The sequence below is a fragment of the Streptomyces sp. UNOB3_S3 genome, assembly GCF_020740895.1.
Classification (GTDB): Bacteria; Actinomycetota; Actinomycetes; order Streptomycetales; family Streptomycetaceae; genus Streptomyces.
The window spans coordinates 1-16673 of the sequence record NZ_JAILXP010000149.1; the positions used below are offsets into that span (position 1 = coordinate 1).

Annotated in this window: 14 protein-coding genes and 1 tRNA gene; 4 read left to right on the top strand and 11 right to left on the bottom strand. The window is 72.1% G+C overall.

Translation table 11 applies throughout. The features are described 5' to 3' along the window. Nucleotides 1-304 precede the first annotated feature (304 nt). From K6I33_RS17805 to guaA, 4 genes are all read right to left on the bottom strand, one after another. Nucleotides 305-1105: a class II aldolase/adducin family protein gene (locus tag K6I33_RS17805; RefSeq protein ID WP_229353299.1), complete on the bottom strand. Its 801-nt coding sequence runs from the start codon at nt 1103-1105 to the stop codon at nt 305-307. An 86-nt stretch (nt 1106-1191) separates the two neighbouring features. After that, the gene (locus tag K6I33_RS17810; RefSeq protein ID WP_229353301.1) at nt 1192-1776 is read right to left on the bottom strand and encodes a Uma2 family endonuclease; all 585 of its coding nucleotides are present in this window, start codon (nt 1774-1776) and stop codon (nt 1192-1194) included. A 106-nt stretch (nt 1777-1882) separates the two neighbouring features. Beyond that, complete coding sequence (locus tag K6I33_RS17815; RefSeq protein WP_229353307.1) at nt 1883-2437, bottom strand: carboxymuconolactone decarboxylase family protein; 555 nt, start codon at nt 2435-2437, stop codon at nt 1883-1885. Between the two features lie 131 nt (nt 2438-2568). Then, nucleotides 2569-4173, bottom strand: coding sequence for a glutamine-hydrolyzing GMP synthase (guaA, locus tag K6I33_RS17820; RefSeq protein ID WP_229353314.1), 1605 nt, complete (start codon nt 4171-4173; stop codon nt 2569-2571). Between the two features lie 324 nt (nt 4174-4497). Between guaA and K6I33_RS17825 the strand changes: the two genes are divergently transcribed. Further along, a complete protein-coding gene (locus tag K6I33_RS17825; RefSeq protein WP_374284977.1) occupies nt 4498-4845 on the top strand; it encodes a chorismate mutase in 348 nt (115 codons plus the stop codon). Nucleotides 4846-5487: 642 nt separating this feature from the next. Here K6I33_RS17825 and K6I33_RS17830 read toward each other — a convergent pair. From K6I33_RS17830 to K6I33_RS17840, 3 genes are read right to left on the bottom strand one after another with little or no spacing between them, the layout of a single operon-like run. Beyond that, nucleotides 5488-7317: a GMC family oxidoreductase gene (locus K6I33_RS17830; RefSeq protein ID WP_229353316.1), complete on the bottom strand. Its 1830-nt coding sequence runs from the start codon at nt 7315-7317 to the stop codon at nt 5488-5490. A gap of 9 nt (nt 7318-7326) precedes the next feature. Continuing rightward, on the bottom strand, nt 7327-8994 hold the full coding sequence (locus K6I33_RS17835; RefSeq protein ID WP_229353325.1) for a succinic semialdehyde dehydrogenase: 1668 nt from the start codon (nt 8992-8994) through the stop codon (nt 7327-7329). Nucleotides 8995-9053: 59 nt separating this feature from the next. Next, a complete protein-coding gene (locus K6I33_RS17840; protein WP_229353327.1) occupies nt 9054-10649 on the bottom strand; it encodes a serine/threonine-protein kinase in 1596 nt (531 codons plus the stop codon). 228 nt (nt 10650-10877) lie between these two features. Here K6I33_RS17840 and K6I33_RS17845 point away from each other — a divergent pair. Next, nucleotides 10878-10950: transfer RNA gene (locus tag K6I33_RS17845), tRNA-Arg, on the top strand. On the opposite strand, the gene K6I33_RS17850 is transcribed toward K6I33_RS17845, so the two are convergent. Next, nucleotides 10916-11491: a GNAT family N-acetyltransferase gene (locus K6I33_RS17850; RefSeq protein WP_229353330.1), complete on the bottom strand. Its 576-nt coding sequence runs from the start codon at nt 11489-11491 to the stop codon at nt 10916-10918. The genes K6I33_RS17845 and K6I33_RS17850 overlap by 35 nt on opposite strands. A 95-nt stretch (nt 11492-11586) precedes the next feature. Between K6I33_RS17850 and K6I33_RS17855 the strand changes: the two genes are divergently transcribed. Beyond that, on the top strand, nt 11587-12753 hold the full coding sequence (locus K6I33_RS17855; RefSeq protein WP_229353332.1) for a winged helix DNA-binding domain-containing protein: 1167 nt from the start codon (nt 11587-11589) through the stop codon (nt 12751-12753). 31 nt (nt 12754-12784) lie between these two features. On the opposite strand, the gene K6I33_RS17860 is transcribed toward K6I33_RS17855, so the two are convergent. Continuing rightward, nucleotides 12785-13216 carry a VOC family protein gene (locus tag K6I33_RS17860; protein WP_229353338.1) on the bottom strand — a complete coding sequence of 144 codons (432 nt, stop codon included), beginning with the start codon at nt 13214-13216 and terminating at the stop codon, nt 12785-12787. Nucleotides 13217-13254: 38 nt separating this feature from the next. Then, nucleotides 13255-14715 carry an MFS transporter gene (locus K6I33_RS17865; RefSeq protein ID WP_229353342.1) on the bottom strand — a complete coding sequence of 487 codons (1461 nt, stop codon included), beginning with the start codon at nt 14713-14715 and terminating at the stop codon, nt 13255-13257. A 98-nt stretch (nt 14716-14813) separates the two neighbouring features. On the opposite strand from K6I33_RS17865, the gene K6I33_RS17870 reads away from it, so the two are divergent. Continuing rightward, complete coding sequence (locus tag K6I33_RS17870; protein WP_229353344.1) at nt 14814-15503, top strand: TetR/AcrR family transcriptional regulator; 690 nt, start codon at nt 14814-14816, stop codon at nt 15501-15503. Between the two features lie 69 nt (nt 15504-15572). On the opposite strand, the gene K6I33_RS17875 is transcribed toward K6I33_RS17870, so the two are convergent. Beyond that, nucleotides 15573-16673, bottom strand: a 1101-nt coding sequence (locus K6I33_RS17875) for a M64 family metallopeptidase (RefSeq protein WP_229353347.1), incomplete at its 5' end; no start/stop codon positions are given.

Here is a 16673-nt window from a genome sequence, read left to right on the forward strand (position 1 = left end):
GTGCGGGCGAGCCGGCGGGCGGGGTGGCGGCGGACGAGGCCGGCGCGGAGGACTTCGCGGGCCGCTCCTCGGCCTCGGCACCACCACCGCAGGCCGTGACGGCCAGCCCGGTCAGGGCGAGGGCGGCGGACAGCCCGGCGGCACGGGTGAGGCGCATGGTTCTCCTACCGGTTCATGGCACGACAGAGCCGAGGCAGGGCCGCCTCGGCTTCCGACCATCGTAAACAAGGTAAAAGGACCGCAAAGACGCCCGAAAGAACGAGCCACCCCCGCCGAGCGGCGGGGGTGGCCACCGGCCTGCTCCTCAGTCCAGCAGCTCCGGCTCACTACGGGTGATCTGCTGGTACAGCGGCTGGTAGTTGATCCACGCCACCAGGTCGTTCCCCAGCTGGTCACGGGTGTGCTCGGCGCTCTTCGGGTCGATGAGCACGGGCTTCCCGGCGGCCTTCGCCGCCAGCTGCACCTGGCAGGACCGTTCCATCGTGATGAACCACCACGCCGCCGCGTCCACCGAGTCGCCGACGGTCAGCAGCCCGTGATTGCGGAGGATCACCGCCTTGTGCGGCCCGAGGGCGGAGGCGATGCGCCGCCCCTCCTCCTCGTCCACCACGACGCCCGTGTAGTCGTCGAAGAGCGCGTGGTCCTGGTAGAACGCGCAGACGTCCTGGGTGATCGGCTCCAGCAGCTCCCCCAGCGTGGACAGCGCGCGCCCGTAAGTGGAGTGGCTGTGCGCGGCGGCGACGACGTCGGGCCGGGCGCGGTGGATCTGCGAGTGGATCGCGAAGGCCGCCTGGTTGACGTGGTGGCGGCCCTGGACGACCTGCCCCTTGTGGTTCACCAGGATCAGATCGCCGACCGTGATGTGCTTGAACGACATGCCGAACGGATTGACCCAGAAGTGATCGGTGAACTCCGGGTCCCGCGCGGTGATGTGCCCCGCGACCCCCTCCTCGAACCCGAACCGCCCGAAGAGCCGCAGCGCGGCGGCCAGCCGCTCCTTGCGGTACCGGCGCTCGTCCTCGACGGAGTCGTGCTTGGGGGGCATGGCGAAGTGGAGCTGGTCGGTGGGCAGGGGGGCGGGGGGCTGTGCGCTGGCCTCGGGCATGGTGCGGCCTCCTCCGTGATCCGCGGCTGTGGCAGGAAGCTACCGCCGGGTATGGGAGGAGGCCAGGGTTTGCGCGACCGTCTGCGCTAGAACTGGTCGATCTCTGTCAGATCGATGTCGATGTCGAACGGGACGGTGAGCTTGAGACTGTCCCGGTAGGTGCCTGTCGGCACGTACGCGTGGGCCTCCTTGTCGAGCTCGAAGACGTGAACGACCGGCAGCTCGTCCGCACCGGCCATCTCGACTCGCCAGAAATGCGGGATGCCCGCAGTCGCGTACTTGTGCGGCTTGGTGTCACGATCGCGGGACTCGGAGCTCGGGGAAACCACCTCGACCGCCAACAGCACGTCCCTGACTTGGTAGTAGGTCTGCTTCGTGCTCCGTACCGCCCCGGCCCGGAGGACACAGACGTCCGGCTCCGGGCCGTTTCGCTTGTCGATCACTACCACCATTTCGCGACGGACCTTGAACTCGGGCGGCACCGTACGTCGCAGTCCACTGGCCAGCAGATCGACCACGATGCTGTGAAAGTCACGCTGCGGACTCACGAAAACCAGGCTCCCGTCGATCAACTCCGTGTGCGGCGGGAGGTCGGGCAGCGTCAGCAGGTCGTCCACGGTGTACCCGTCCTGCGGCGGCACCGGCCAGTGGTGCACGGGCTCAGCGGTCATGGTTCCTCCCATGGACGGGATTCTCGGCCGTACGGTCAGCGTACCCACCCCAAACATCGGCGCCGCCGCCCAAACGAATGAGCGACGGCACCGACGTGCGACCGGATCAAGCCCGCCGCGCCCCCGGCCCGTTCGCGTAGCCATGGGCGACGACACGGTCCGCCATCCGCCCGAACGACGCCGGGTCGGTCGGCATCGAGGTGGCGAGGCCGTCCACGTAGCGGTTGTACATGCAGAACGCGGCGGCGATCAGCACCGTGTCGTGGATCTCCACGTCCGTGGCGCCCGCCTTGCGGGCCGCCGCCACGGACTCCTCGGTGACCTCCTTGCCGCCCCGGCGGACCAGGCCGGCGATGGTGAGCAGAGCGCCGGTCCTCTCCGGGAGGCCGGAGAAGTCGTGGTCGTCCAGGACGCGGCGGACGGCCGGCATGCCGCCTTCCAGTTCGCGGGCGGCGACCTCGGAGTGGCCGGCGGTGCAGAAGGCGCAGCCGTTGCCGTGCGAGACATAGGAGGCGATCAGTTCGCGCTCGCCCCGGGAGAGCGGGCCGGGGGTGCGGAGCACCGCGTCCGCCAGGTCGTTCAGCGGGTCGGCGGTGTCCGGGCGGAACCGCATCAGGCCGATGATTCCGGGCGCGTCGTTCCCCACGTCTATGTGCGGCACAACGTCTCCTCTCACTGGCGTGGATCCACCAGCATTCCGCAGCGGGAGCACGCCGCATAGACGCTGAAACGGCCGTGCCGCCCACTCCTGCACGAGGAGGGGCGGCACGGCCGTTTGTCAGCGCGTGGGAATTACTCCCACTCGATCGTCCCCGGCGGCTTGCTGGTGACGTCCAGCACCACGCGGTTGACGTCGCGCACCTCGTTGGTGATGCGGGTGGAGATCCGCGCCAGCACGTCGTACGGCATGCGCGTCCAGTCCGCCGTCATGGCGTCCTCGGACGAGACCGGGCGCAGCACGATCGGGTGGCCGTACGTACGGCCGTCGCCCTGCACGCCCACGCTGCGGACGTCGGCGAGCAGCACGACCGGGCACTGCCAGATCTCGGCGTCGAGACCGGCGGCGGTGAGCTCCTCGCGGGCGATGGCGTCGGCCTCGCGCAGCAGGTCCAGGCGCTCCTGGGTGACCTCGCCGACGATGCGGATGCCGAGGCCCGGGCCCGGGAAGGGCTGGCGCTGGACGATCTCGGCCGGCAGGCCGAGCTCCTGGCCGACCATGCGGACCTCGTCCTTGAAGAGCTGGCGGAGCGGCTCGACGAGCTCGAACTCCAGGTCCTCGGGGAGGCCGCCCACGTTGTGGTGGGACTTGATGTTGGCGGTGCCGGTGCCGCCGCCGGACTCGACGATGTCCGGGTAGAGCGTGCCCTGGACGAGGAACGCGACGTCCTCGCCGCCGGCCGCGCCCTCGGCGACGATCTCGGCCTGCGCCTGCTCGAAGACGCGGATGAACTCCCGGCCGATGATCTTCCGCTTGGTCTCGGGGTCGGAGACCCCGGCGAGCGCGCCGAGGAATCGCTCCTGCGCGTCGACGACCTTCAGCTGGACGCCCGTGGCGGCCACGAAGTCCTTCTCGACCTGCTCGGTCTCGCCCTTGCGCATCAGGCCGTGGTCGACGTACACGCAGGTCAGCTGGGAGCCGATGGCCTTCTGCACCAGGGCGGCGGCCACGGCGGAGTCCACGCCGCCGGACAGGCCGCAGATGGCGCGCTTGGTGCCGACCTGCTGGCGGATGGCCTCGACCTGCTCCTCGATCACGTTGCCCGTGGTCCAGGTCGGCTCGATGCCCGCGCCGCGGTAGAGGAAGTGCTCCAGGACCAGCTGGCCGTGCGTGGAGTGCATCACCTCGGGGTGGTACTGCACGCCGTAGAGCTTCTTCTCGTCGTTCTCGAAGGCGGCGACCGGCACCAGGTCCGTGGAGGCGGTGACGGCGAAGCCCTCGGGCGCGGCCGAGCAGGCGTCGCCGTGCGACATCCACACGGACTGCTCGACGGGGGTGCCCTCGAAGAGCGTGGAGCCGGCCTTGCTGACGTGCAGCTCGGTGCGGCCGTACTCACGGGCGCCCGTGTTGTCGACGGTGCCGCCCAGGGTCACGGCCATCAGCTGGAAGCCGTAGCACATGCCGAAGACGGGGATGCCGGCCGTGAAGAGGGCCAGGGCGTCGTCCAGGCGCGGGGCGCCTTCCTCGTACACGGAGGAGGGGCCACCGGAGAGGATGATCGCCCGGGGCTTCTTGGCGAGCATCTCCGCGACGGGCATCGTGCTGGGGACGATCTCGCTGTAGACCCGGGCCTCACGGACGCGGCGGGCGATGAGCTGGGCGTACTGCGCGCCGAAGTCGACAACGAGCACCGGTTCCGCGGTGTTGTCGTGGGCGGCGGCGGGGGGTGCTGCTGACACGGGAGCGGCCTTCCGGCGGTCGGGAGGGGGTCTGTATTTGTCGATTCTACCGGGGAGCGGGGGGTTCCTTTTGTCTCACCATCCGAAAACCGGCCCGGCCCGCGTTGGCCACGGGGCCGTTCCCGGGCCATACTGGGCGCCATGCGCAAGCACCTGACCTTCGTCTTTACCTATGGCACCCGGCCCGTCCGGCTGCCATGGTCGTGCTGCTTGAGCAACTGACAAGCGACTTCCCAGGCGCCCCGGGCCGACAAGGCCCGGGGCGCCTGTCGTTTTCCCGGACCTGTCGCCTCCGGGGGCCCCGGCCCTTTTGGAGAAACAGACATGACCATGAACGCGCACGGCGCCATCGCCACGACCGCCACCACCGCCGACACCGCCGCCCCGGCCGGCACCGCCCCCGCCGACACCGGCGCCCGTACCCCCGAGGCCGCCGGAGTGATCACCGGCGCCCGGGAGCGGATCGACGATCTCGACGGCCGCATCATCGGCCTCGTGCAGGAGCGGATGGCCGTCTCGGCGGTGATCCAGCGCGAGCGCATCGCCTCCGGCGGCCGGCGCGTCAACCTCTCCCGCGAGATGGAGATCCTCGGCCACTACCGGGAGCAGCTCGGCCGGCCGGGCACCGCGCTGGCCATGACCCTGCTGGAGCTGTGCCGGGGCCGGGTCTGAGGAATGGCGGCCGGGCCGGGGCCGTCAGCCGTGCGAACCGGCGCCGTCACCCGTACGGCGCCGTGACCGGCGGCTGATCATCTTCGTTAATACCGGTGACCGCGCCAGCCAGGAGCGGTCCTCTCGAGATCCACCCATGGCTTCCGTCCCTGTTCGCCCGGGCGCCCGGCATCGACAGGGCGGATCCACCGGAGTGGGAGACGCGCGAGCACGCGTGTCGTGGGACCCCCCTCCGGTGGCGAGGCGACCGGTCAGCAGGGGACAGCAGCCCGGCCGCCGCCCAAGGGACGGTCGGTTCCGGGGACGCCTGGAACCGACCGTATCCGGTCGAAACGGTTGCGCCCGGGAGGCGCATCCCCCACGATGCCAAGGGGAACCTCAAGTCCGCACCAATTCCCTCGCGTCCCACCGCCATTGGTTCAACCATCCGGTTCAATCAGCTGGTTCAACCGACCGGTTCGACCAACCGGTTCGGCACCCCCAAGCCCGCGGCGCTCCCCCCGGCGCCGCTCCACGGCACCGACCCTGCCCTGACCTCGGTGCCGGCAGTCAAGGGCCCCGTGGCCGCCCGCACGCCCCCGCGGAAGCGGCCCGGGGCCCTTCGCCGTGCCCGGTACGTCAGCCAGTACGTCAGCCAGTACGTCAGCCGGTACGCCAGGAGGAACCCCGCGGCACCTCCGGCACCGGCAGCAGCGGCAGGCGCAGCGCCGCGAAGGCGTCCTTGGGCACCGCCGGGTGCCGGGGCTGCACGGCGGCCGTGCACTCGTACGCCCGTCCCTGGGCGGGGCGGGGGTCGGCCTCCCCCTTGTTCGGCCAGAAGGACATCGCGCGCTCGGCCTGCGCCGTGATCGTCAGGGACGGGTTGACGCCGAGGTTCGCGGAGACGGCGGCGCCGTCGACGACCGAGATCCCCGGGTGGCCGTAGAGCCGGTGGTACGGGTCGATCACGCCCCGGGAGGCGTCGGCGCCGATCGGGCAGCCGCCGATGAAGTGCGCGGTGAGCGGCGTGCCGATGAGCTCGCCGACGTTGCTGCCCGCGAAGCCATTGATCTCCTCCGCGACGAGGGACGCCGCCCGCGCCGCCTGCGGGAGCTGTACGGGATTGGGCTCGCCGTGGCCCTGCCGGGCGGTGAGCAGGCCCTTGCCCGGGCCCCTCGGCCGCCGGTACGTGGTGAGGGAGTTGTCCAGCGACTGCATCACCAGGCCGATGATCGTGCGTTCGGACCAGCGGCGTTTGGACAGCGAACGCAGCAGAAGGACGGGATGGCGGACGCATCGCCCAGCGAAGGCCACCGCCCGGGGCGCCCGCGTCCCGACCGGCACCTGGAGGACGGACAGGAAGCCCATCGCGTTGGAGCCCTTGCCGTAGCGGACGGGCTCGATGTGGGTGTCCGCGTCCGGGTGGACCGACGAGGTGATCGCGACGCCCCGGGTGAAGTCGGGCCGCTCGCCGTGGCGTTCGCGGTAACGGCGGTCGGTGGTCTGGGAGCCGACCACCGCCTCGGAGTTCGTCCTGGTCAGCATGCCGAGCCGGGCGGAGAGCCCGGGCAGCAGGCCCTTGTCCCGCATGGTGTGGAGCAGCGTCTGCGTGCCGTACGTCCCGGCGGCGAGCACCACGTACCGGGCGCGCAGCGTGCGCGGGCGCGCCCGGCGGCGTCCGCTCCGCCGGTCCGTGGGAACGGTGACGACGCGGTAGCCGCCGTCGCGGTGCTCGGTGACGGCCAGCACGGTCGTCATCGGGTGGATCACCGCTCCGGCGCGCTCGGCGAGGTGGAGGTAGTTCTCGCAGAGGGTGTTCTTCGCCCCGTGCCGGCAGCCCGTCATGCACTCGCCGCACTCGACGCAGGCCCGCCGGGCCGGCCCGGCGCCCCCGAAGTAGGGGTCGGGCACCTCCTCGCCGGGCCGGGCGCGGCACTCGCCGTCGCCGTCCCGCCCGTCCCCGAAGAACACCCCGACCGGCGCCATGTGGAAGGTGTCCCCGGCGCCCATCTTCTCGGCGGCCGCCTTGAGATGGACGTCGGACGGGGTGGTGGTCGGGTTGAGGCGTACCCCCAGCATCCGCCGCGCCTGCTCGTAGTACGGGCGCAGCTCCCGCTCCCAGTCGGTGATCCCGGACCACTGCGGGTCGTCGAAGAACGCCCTCGGAGGTATGTAGAGGGTGTTGGCGTAGTTGAGCGAGCCGCCGCCGACACCGGCGCCCGCCAGCACCATGACGTTGCCGAGCAGGTGGACGCGCTGGATGCCGTAGAGGCCGAGGGCCGGGGCCCAGAGGTAGTTCCGCAGGTCCCAGGAGTTCCTGGGCAGGGTGTCGCGGGTGAAGCGGCGGCCGGCCTCCAGCACGCCCACGCGGTAGCCCTTCTCCGTCAGACGGAGGGCGGAGACGGAGCCGCCAAATCCGGATCCGACGACGATGACGTCGTAGTCGTATTCGCGGTCGTGGTCGTGGTCGCGATCGTGCGTCCTGCTGCCCATCGATCCTCCTCAGCGCAGCCGGAGCGCCTTCAGCGCGCGCAGCCCGCCCGTCATCAGCCGTGCGTACGCCTCGTCGTCCAGACCGAACGCGGGTCCCATCGGCACCAGCCGCTGCTGGGCTATCGTCTGCGCCTCCGTGTACTTGAGGATGCCCTCCGCGCCGTGCCGGCGCCCCAGGCCGGAGTCGCCCATGCCGCCCATCGGCGCCCTGGCACTGCCGTAGGCCGCCGCGTACGCCTCGTTGACGTTGACCGTGCCGGCCCGCAGCCGGGCCGCGACCGCCCGGCCCCGGCGCCCGTCCGCCGTCCATACGCTCGCGTTGAGGCCGTACGGGGTGGCGTTGGCGAGCCGCACCGCCTCGTCCTCGTCGTCGAAACGGTAGACGGAGACCACCGGGCCGAACGTCTCCTCGGTGCAGACGGCCATGGGCGGCTCCACCCCGTCCAGGATGGTCGGCTCGTAGAACAGCGGTCCGACGTCCGGCCGGGGGCGGCCGCCCGCGAGGACCGTGGCGCCCTTGGCCACCGCCTCGTCCACGTGCCGGGTGACGTTCTCCAGCTGCCGTCGTGACACCAGCGAGCCCATGCCGGCGCCGTAGCTGAGGCCTGTGCCCAGGCGCAGGGCCTTCGTGCGCGCGGCGAAACGCTCCAAGAAGACGTTTGCCACGGAGGAGTGGACATACAGCCGCTCGATGGAGACGCACAGCTGGCCGGCGGAGGAGAAGCAGCCGCGGACCGCGCCCGCCGCCGCCTTCTCGACGTCCGCGTCGCGCAGCACCAGCATGGCGTTCTTGCCGCCCAGTTCGAGCGTGCAGCCGATGAGCCGGGCCGCCGCGCCCTGGGCGACCTCGCGGCCGGTGCGGGTGGAGCCGGTGAAGGAGACGTAGTCGGCGTGGGCGACCACGGCGGGGCCGACGACCGGGCCCTCACCGAGCACCACCTGCCACACGCCTTCCGGCAGCCCTGCCTCTATCAGCAGCTCGCGGGCCCACAGGGCGGTCAGCGCGGTCTGGGTGTCGGGCTTCATCACCACGGCGTTGCCCGCGGCGAAGGCGGGCAGGGCGTCCCCGACGGACAGCTCGAAGGGGTAGTTCCAGGGCGCGATCTGGCCCACCACACCGCGCGGCACGCGCAGTTCGGTGACGCGCGTGAGGGTGGGGAGGACGCCCAGGTGCGCCTTGGGCCGCAGATAGGCGGGGGCCCACCGGCCGTAGTGCCGGGCGGCGACGGCGACGGCCTGCACCTCCTCATGGGCGTGCAGCCGGGCCTTGCCCGTCTCCAGCTGGACGAGGTCCAGGATCTCGGACTGGCGGGCGAGCACGAGGTCGTGGAAGCGCAGCAGTACGGCCGCCCGGCGGCGTACGGGCGTCTCCGCCCAGGCGCGCCGCGCCTCACGGGCCCGGGCGAAGGCCTCCGCCACGTCCTCGGGCGAGGACTCCGGCAGGTCGGCCAGCTTCCGCCCGGTGAAGGGGGCGTGGCTCGCCGTGCGCCCGCCGGAGCTCACCACCGCGCGCGTGAGCCGGGCGACGAGCTCCGGGGTGACGACGTCGGCCGCGCCGCGGGCGCCCGCCGGGGCGACGGGGTTGCCGTCGGGGACGCGGTCGCCGTCGGGGACGGTGCCACTGTCGGCGACCGGCTTGCCATCGGCGACTGTTCCAGTGTCCTGCGTGTCCGTCATGCGGGTGAGCGTATGCCGGGTGGGGCACTTTGAATACCCGGCGGTAATCAACTCCCCTGTCAGGGAGAGGAGACGGGCCTCGTCCGTACGAAGGTGGACAGCGCCGTGTCGAAGTACCGCTTGCCCTCGTCCGCCCGCCCCACCGGGGCGGACACCCACACGTCGTACATCTTCTCCCCCTCGTCCCAGGCCAGGTCATAGGTGTGCCGGGGGCCGGCCGGCGCCTTGTTCTCCTTCTCGTCGAAGCCGTCCCAGGTGAACTCCCAGGACGCCGCCCGGTGGCCGCGCAGTTCGGTCCGTTCGACCTTGCCGTCCCGGTAGCCGGGATAGCGGTCGGGGGCGAGGGCGGCGGAGGCGCGCATGACCGTGATCGGGCCGCCCTCCTGGACGTCCTGGATGAGGAAGCCGATGCGGAAGTCCTTGCCGGGCGAGTAGTAGAAGACGCGCGGCGGCTCCAGGGACCGGGTGAATCCGTCGGGCACGGCAAAAGCGAAGCCCGCCGGATCCTGGACGGAGCGATAGCCGGCGGGCGCGATGACGGAGGCACTCGCGGGTGGTGGCGCCGCCATGGACGGCGAGCCGGACGTCGCCGCCGAGGCGCCGGGGGTCAGGGGCGCGGAGAAGGGCGGCCGGCCGTCGTCGAGCCCTCTTTTCGCGCTGTCCTCGTTCATCAGCAGCGCCACCGCCCCGGCGCCCATGCCGGCCAGCGCGACGACGGTGAGCGCCACCGTCAGGGCCGTACGGGCGCGGTTCCCGGCCGGCGACGGGAGGCAGGGCACGAGCGGCAGGGCGGGCCGGGTGGGCAGCCGGTCCGGGGGCAGCCGGCCGGCCTCCAGGAACGTCCTCAGCAGCGCCTCCGCCTCGTCCGCGCCCATCCGCCGCGCCGGGTCCCGCTCCAGCAGGCCGCGGACGACCGGAAGCAGCGGGCCGGCCGCGGCGGGCGGCCGGATCTCGTCGTAGACGACGGCGTGAAGGATGCCGCCCAGCGAGTCGCGATGGAAGGGCGACTCGCCGCTGAGCGCGGTGCACAACAGGACGCCCAGCGACCACAGATCGGACTCCGGGCCCGCCTGCCCGCCCGACATCCGCTCCGGCGCGGTGTACTCGGGCGAGCCGACGAACGCGCCCGTCTCCGTGATCGTCGTGACGCCCGAGACCTGGGCGATGCCGAAGTCGGTGAGCACGACGCGCCCGGTGACCTCCTCCAGCAGGACGTTGGGCGGCTTGATGTCCCTGTGCAGCACGCCCCGCGCGTGCGCCGCGCGCAACGCGCCCAGCAGCGCCACCCCGATCCGTGCCGCCTCCTGGACACTGACCGGTCCCTCAGCCGACAACAGGCCCGACAGGGAACGGCCGTCGATCAGCTCCATGACGATCCAGGGCCGGCCGTCCTGCTCGACGATGTCGTGCATCACGATCACGTTCGGATGCCTGATCAACGCGACCGCGCGCGCCTCGCGCAGCATCCGCGCGTACTGCGCCCGGGTCTCCTCCGCGGACGGCTGCTCGTCCACGTGCAGCTCTTTGACCGCGACCTCGCGCGCCAACAGCTCGTCCGTGGCACGCCATACGGTGCCCATACCGCCGCGCCCGATCTTCCGGCCCAGCCGGTACCGCCCGGCGATGAGACCGCCGTGTGCAGCGAAGGTGCCCATGAGCCCATATTGCCCCAGACCCACCCGTCCGACCGGGCCCGTACCGGACGCTTCACCCCCGGGCTCGTTCGCCGCCTGCTCGGCGTCGCGCTCCCCGACTGGGGGTTACGTCCTATTTGCGGCGTTTACCCACCCGCCTCGCGCTCGCGAGAAAAGCGCCCTCGAAATTCATGTACAGTTGTTCCCGCAACGCCGACCGGCCAGCGGAAACGCCGCCCGGGACGCCGAGCGCTCGTAGCTTAACGGATAGAGCACTTGACTACGGATCAAGAGGTTGCAGGTTCGAATCCTGCCGAGCGCACTTCCTTAGACGGGAGCCAGACATAGCGAATGTCCGGCTCCCGTTCTTCGTTTCCGCTGCCGTCCGTGCGCTCCGCCGCCGTGAATCCATGGCGCTCGTAGAAGCGGTGGGCCGGGGTGTTGATCTGGAAGGTCCACAGGTCCAGGCCCTCGGGACGGCGCGCCTTGGCCAGTGCGACGAAGCGGTCGCCCAGGCCCTCGCCCCGCCGCTCGGGGGCCAGGTAGAGCTGGTCCAAGTGGTCGCCCTGGAGGACCATCACACCCACGATCGTCCCGCCCTCCTCCTCCGCCACCCACGTCTCGTATTCGGGCACGACCACGAAGCGGAACCAGGCCCGTACCTCGTCGTCCGTGTGGGCCCGGCGGACGGTCGGGAGGGCGGCGGTGTACGAGCGCAGCCACACCTCGGCGGCTCCGGCCGCGTCGGCCGGCTCTGTGCGGCGGATGATCACGGTGTTCGCATCGGTCGCATCGGTCGCGTCGGTCGCGTCGGTCGCGTCGGTCGCGTCGGTCGCGTCAGTCGTATCGATCGTGTCGGTCATACGGCGCACCGTCTCAGCCCTACGGGCGTTCGCGCAGCTCTATTTCCGGTGGCCTAGGACGGGTTCTGTCCTATATCCCGTCTACCGTCACCCCCATGAGTAACAGCGCCCTCCCCCGTATCAGCGACGACGCGCGTCGTGCCCGGCTCGGCAGCCGGCACCTGCTCGCGCCCGCGCACCGGGCCGCCGCCGTCGAGGACGTGGCGGACGCGCTCGTCGGGCTGCACGCCACGGACGCGGCGACCGTCTATCTGTCCGCCTGCGCCCGGCTCGCCGAGCCGGACCCGGCCGAGGTGGAGCGGGGGCTGTACGACGACGTGACGCTGGTCAAACTGTGGTCGATGCGGAGCACGATCTTCGCCGTGAGCATCGATACCGCCCCCTGCGTGGAGAACTCCACCGCCCGTCCTGTCGCGCGGCGCGCACGGGCCGGGCTGCTGAAGGTCCTCGGGGAGGCGTGGGGCGAGCGGCGTCTCGCGGAGACCGAGCGGGCGGTGCTGGCGGCGCTCACCGCGCGCGGGGAGGCGACGACGGCCGAGCTGGCCGAGGACGTGCCCGCGCTCAAGGAGAAGATCACGATGTCGCCGGGCAAGCCGTATGAATCGCAGCAGAGCGTGGGCAGCCGGGTGCTGCGGCTGCTGGCCTCGGACGGGCACGTACGGCGGAGCAGGCCGCGCGGGTCCTGGACGAGCAGCCTCTACGCGTGGGCGCCCTCGCCCCGCATTCCCGACATGCCCGAGCGCGAGGCCAGGGCCGAGCTGGTGCGCCGCTGGCTCGCCTCGTACGGGCCGTCGACCGAGGCGGACCTGAAGTGGTGGACGGGCTGGTCGCTGCGGGACACCCGGGCCGCCCTGGCCGACACGGGCGCCGTCGGCGTACGGCTCGACCACGGGACCGGGGTCGCGCTGCCGGACGATCTCGGACCGGTCGAGGACGCGGGCGACTGGGCGGCCCTGCTGCCCGGGCTCGACCCGACCGCCATGGGCTGGCGGGAGCGCGACTGGTACCTGGACCCGGAGCACGTCCCCTTCCTCTTCGACCACGCGGGGAACATCGGGCCCACGGTGTGGTGGAACGGCCGGATCATCGGCGGCTGGGCCCAGCGGGCGGACGGCGAGGTCGTCTGGCGGGCCCTCGTGGACGCGGGGCGTGACGCGGCCGCCGCCGTCGAGGCCGAGGCCGGGCGGCTGGCCGCGTGGCTGGGGGACGTACGCGTCACGCCCCGGTTCCGTACGCCGCTGGAGCGGGAGCTCGTGCGGTGAGCGCGGTAAGTGCGGTAAGTGCGCCGGGCCCTCAGACCTCGGACCGGCGCGTCGGGCGCTTGGTCGGCTCGTCCCCGTACGGCGTGGTCATGAACTCCAGCGCGACCGTGCCGCCCGGGTCGCGGAGGTAGAGGCCCCGGCCCCCGTACTCGTGGTTGATCGTGCCCGCGGTCTCGGCCCTCATCAGCGGGTCGGGGTAGTAGGACAGCCCGCGCTCGGTGATCCGGCCGTGGATCGCGTCGAACTCCCCGTCGGTGACGAGGAAGGCGAGGTGACTGGTGTTAAGGTCGGCCGGCGCCACCAGGTCGTCGCAGAAGTCGATGCCGACGCCGTTGGAGCTGGTGACCTGGGTGAAGTGGCCCCAGTCGAGGGGGGCTTCGGAGGCCATGAGCTCCGCGAGGAATGCCGCGGTCTGCCGGCGGTCCTTGACGTGGACGATGATGTGGTTCAGCTCGTTTGCCATGACTGCTCCTTGTTCCAGGGGGCGGTGGGACGAGATGGTCAGGAGGTCTGCCGGGCCGGCCGGCCCGGCAGGGCGAGGCCGCCGAGCGCCGCGCACGCGGTGAACGCGGCGGCTATCAGCAGTCCCCTGCCGTAGCCGGCGGTCAGCGCGGAGGCGACGTCGTGCGCGCCGGAGGCGAGGCGGTCCGCGGTGACGTGCGCGGCGACGGTACCGACGACGGCGAGGCCGACGGCTCCGCCGACCTGCCGGGAGGTGTTGACGAGGCCCGAGGCGAGCCCGGCCTCGGCGCGGTCGGCGCCGGCGGTCGCGGCCACCGTGGCGGGCATGGTGGCGAGGCCCGTGCCGAGGGTGGCCAGCACGAACGGCACCAGGACATCGGCGGTGTAGCCGCCGCTCGCGTCTATGCGCGAGAGCCAGAGGAAGCCGATCGTGCTGAGGGCCATGCCGCCGACGAGCAGCGGGCGCGGCCCGGTGCGGCCGATGAAACGGGTGGCGATCCGGGAGCCCAGGATGATCGCGAGGGAGCCGGGCACGAAGGCCATGCCGGCGCGGATCGGGCTGTAGTGGAGGCCACGCTGGAAGTAGAGGGAGAGCACGAACCACATCGAGAACATGGCCGCGCCGATGACGACGACGACCGGGTTCGCGGTCGCGACGGCCCGGCGGCGCAGCACGCGCAGCGGTACGAGCGGATGGGCGACGCGGGCCTCGACGGCGACGAAGGCGGCCAGCAGGACGGCGGCGGCCACGAGCGGCCCCCACACCTGCGGCGAGCCCCAGGCGTGGGTCTCGCTGGCGACGATGCCGTAGACGAGGGCGGTGAGCCCGGCGGTCACGGTCACCGCGCCGGAAAGGTCGAGGCGGCGCAGCCCGCCCCCGCCGGAGGCGGCGGCCGGGACGTACACGAGGGCGGCGGCCAGCAGGGCGACGCCTATGGGCACGTTGACGAACAGCACCCAGCGCCAGCCCGCGTACTCGGTGAGGACGCCGCCGATCACGGCGCCGACGGCGCCACCGGCGGCCATGACGGCGCTCCAGGCGCCCATGGCCCGGGTGCGGGCGGCGGGCTCGGTGAAGGTCGTCATGATCAGGGTGAGGGTGGCGGGCGCGAGGACGGCGCCGCCGACGCCCTGCACCGCGCGGGCGGCGATCAGCAGGCCGCCGTCGGTGGCGAAGCCGCCGGCGAGGGAGGCGCCGGTGAAGGCGGCCACGCCGGTCAGGAAGGCCTTCTTGGTGCCGACGAGGTCGGCGAGCCGGCCGCCGAGGAGCAGCAGCCCGGCGAAGCCGAGGGTGTAGGCGTTGACGATCCACTGCTGGCCCGCGCCGTCGAGGTGGAGCTCAGCCCCCATGGACGGCAGCGCCACGTTAACGATCGACACATCGAGGATGACCATGAACTGGGCCACGCAGGCGATGGCCAGGATCGCGGCGGTGGAACGCGGTCCGGGAGCGGCCGCCGGGCCGTCCCCCGTCCGCTGGGGCGCGGCGGCGGTGTGCATACGGAGGTCCTCACGAGAGCGTCGAAGACTCGGAAGTAGAGCGTCTCTAAAAATGTAGCACCTCTACTTCTGTTCGTCAGGTGGTTATTCTGGACGCCATGACGAAGGCCAAGACGAGCGCCGACAGCACCTCCCCCGGCGCATCGCCCACGACGGGGATGCGCGGCCGCAAACGGGAGCGGACCCGCCGCGCCATCTCCGACGCGGCCTTCCGGCTCTTCGCCGAGCAGGGCTTCGAGGCGGTGACGCTCACGCGGATCGCGGCGGAGGCCGATGTGGCGCCGGCGACGGTCTTCACGCACTTCGCGTCGAAGGAGGACATCTTCTTCAGCCGTCGCGAGGAGTTCCGGGCGGGCCTGCCGGACGCCGTCACCCCGGCCCGGACCGGCGCCGAGCTCATCGCGGGCCTGCGGGAGTTCTACGGCCACGGCATCGAGCTGGTCCTCGCCCCGGACCGGCTGGAGAACGGGCGGGTCTTCGCCCGGGTGCTGCGCGGCAGCCCCGCGCTGACGAGCGGGTACCTGCCGATGGCCCGGGAGCGGCAGCGGCTGCTCACCGAGTTGCTGGTGGCGCGGGCGCCACACGCCACCCGGGCCGAGCTGGAGCTGTTCGCCGCGCTCACCGTCGCCGCCGGGGAGCGGGGCTACGAGGCCCTGCACATCGCCCTGGAGGCGGACGAGCCCGTCGAGCGGGTCCGCGCCGCCGCCAACGACACCCTCGACCTGGGCTTCTCCCGGCTCGCCCGCGCCTATGAGGGCTCGCACGTCCTGGACGCCGAGCCCTCATAGGTCACCTCCGTACGAGGCTCAGCTCCGTACGAGGTTCAGCTCCGTACGAGGCTCACCTCCGTACGAGGCTCAGCCGGCGACCTTCCACGACAGCTCGCCGCGCAGCCTCTTGGCCAGCTCCGGGTCGCGCACCGCGTCCGTGCGGTCGACCGCGCGGGCCGTCAGCGTGTGCGCGCGGCCGTCGCCGGGGACGCCCACGGCACCCGGCACGACCGTGGTCTTGCCCCGGAACCAGACGACCTCGCGGCCGTCGACGTACCAGTGCACGGTGCTCGTCGCGGCGGGCAGCCGGACGCCGACGCGCGCGCCCCGCCCCACCGTCGTACCGGCGGCCGCCGTTCCGTCGGCGGCGGTCAGCACGCTCGCGTGCCGGTAGAAGCCCGCGATCATCGCCTCACGGCCGGGGAGGTTGAACTCCCGCCCCAGCGACCGCATGATCGAGTTCTCGGTGGGGCGGAAGAGGCCCTTGGGGTAGTAGCCGCCGCCCTCGAAGGATCCGACCGTGCCGCCGTCCGGTGACGACTGGCCGAGCCAGCGGTACCACTTGGTCCGCTGCGCGGCCATCCGGCCGGCGTCGAGCGTGCTGATGTTGACGTCGCGGGGCTCGGCGCCGGTGTAGGTGCCGTACTCGTCGTACTGGTACTCGTCGGCGAGCTTGCCCAGCGAGTGGCCGGTCTCGTGGACGGCGATCTGGTCGGAGCGGTCGTTGTCGGAGGAGGCGGTCGCGATGCCGTCGTAGCCGACCTTGGAGACGACGTCGTTGTAGCCCGCCCCGCCGTACTTGGTGGAGTTGGCGAGCACCACGACGAGATCGGCGGCGGGCGCCTTGGCCGCGTACGACTCGACCTTGCCGGTGTCGACGCACAGCAGCCGCTCGACCCCGTCGCAGAAGAAGCCCGAGCCGAGGGCGGTGTCGCGCTTCACGCCCTGCGCCGGGTCGCCGGAGACACCCGATTCGCGCGAAACGGCGTCCACGGCCCAGACGTTGAAGAGGTTCCGGTACGAGGCGTAGGGCTCGACCGCCGCCATCTTCGCCCACTTGGCGCGCACGGCCGTGTGGAAGGCCTCCTGCTGGGAGGCGGTGTAGCCGTCGCCGATGAAGACGATGTCGAGCTTGCTGCCGACAGGACCGTTGTTGACGATCGAGGTCACGGCGCCGTCGCCCTTGAC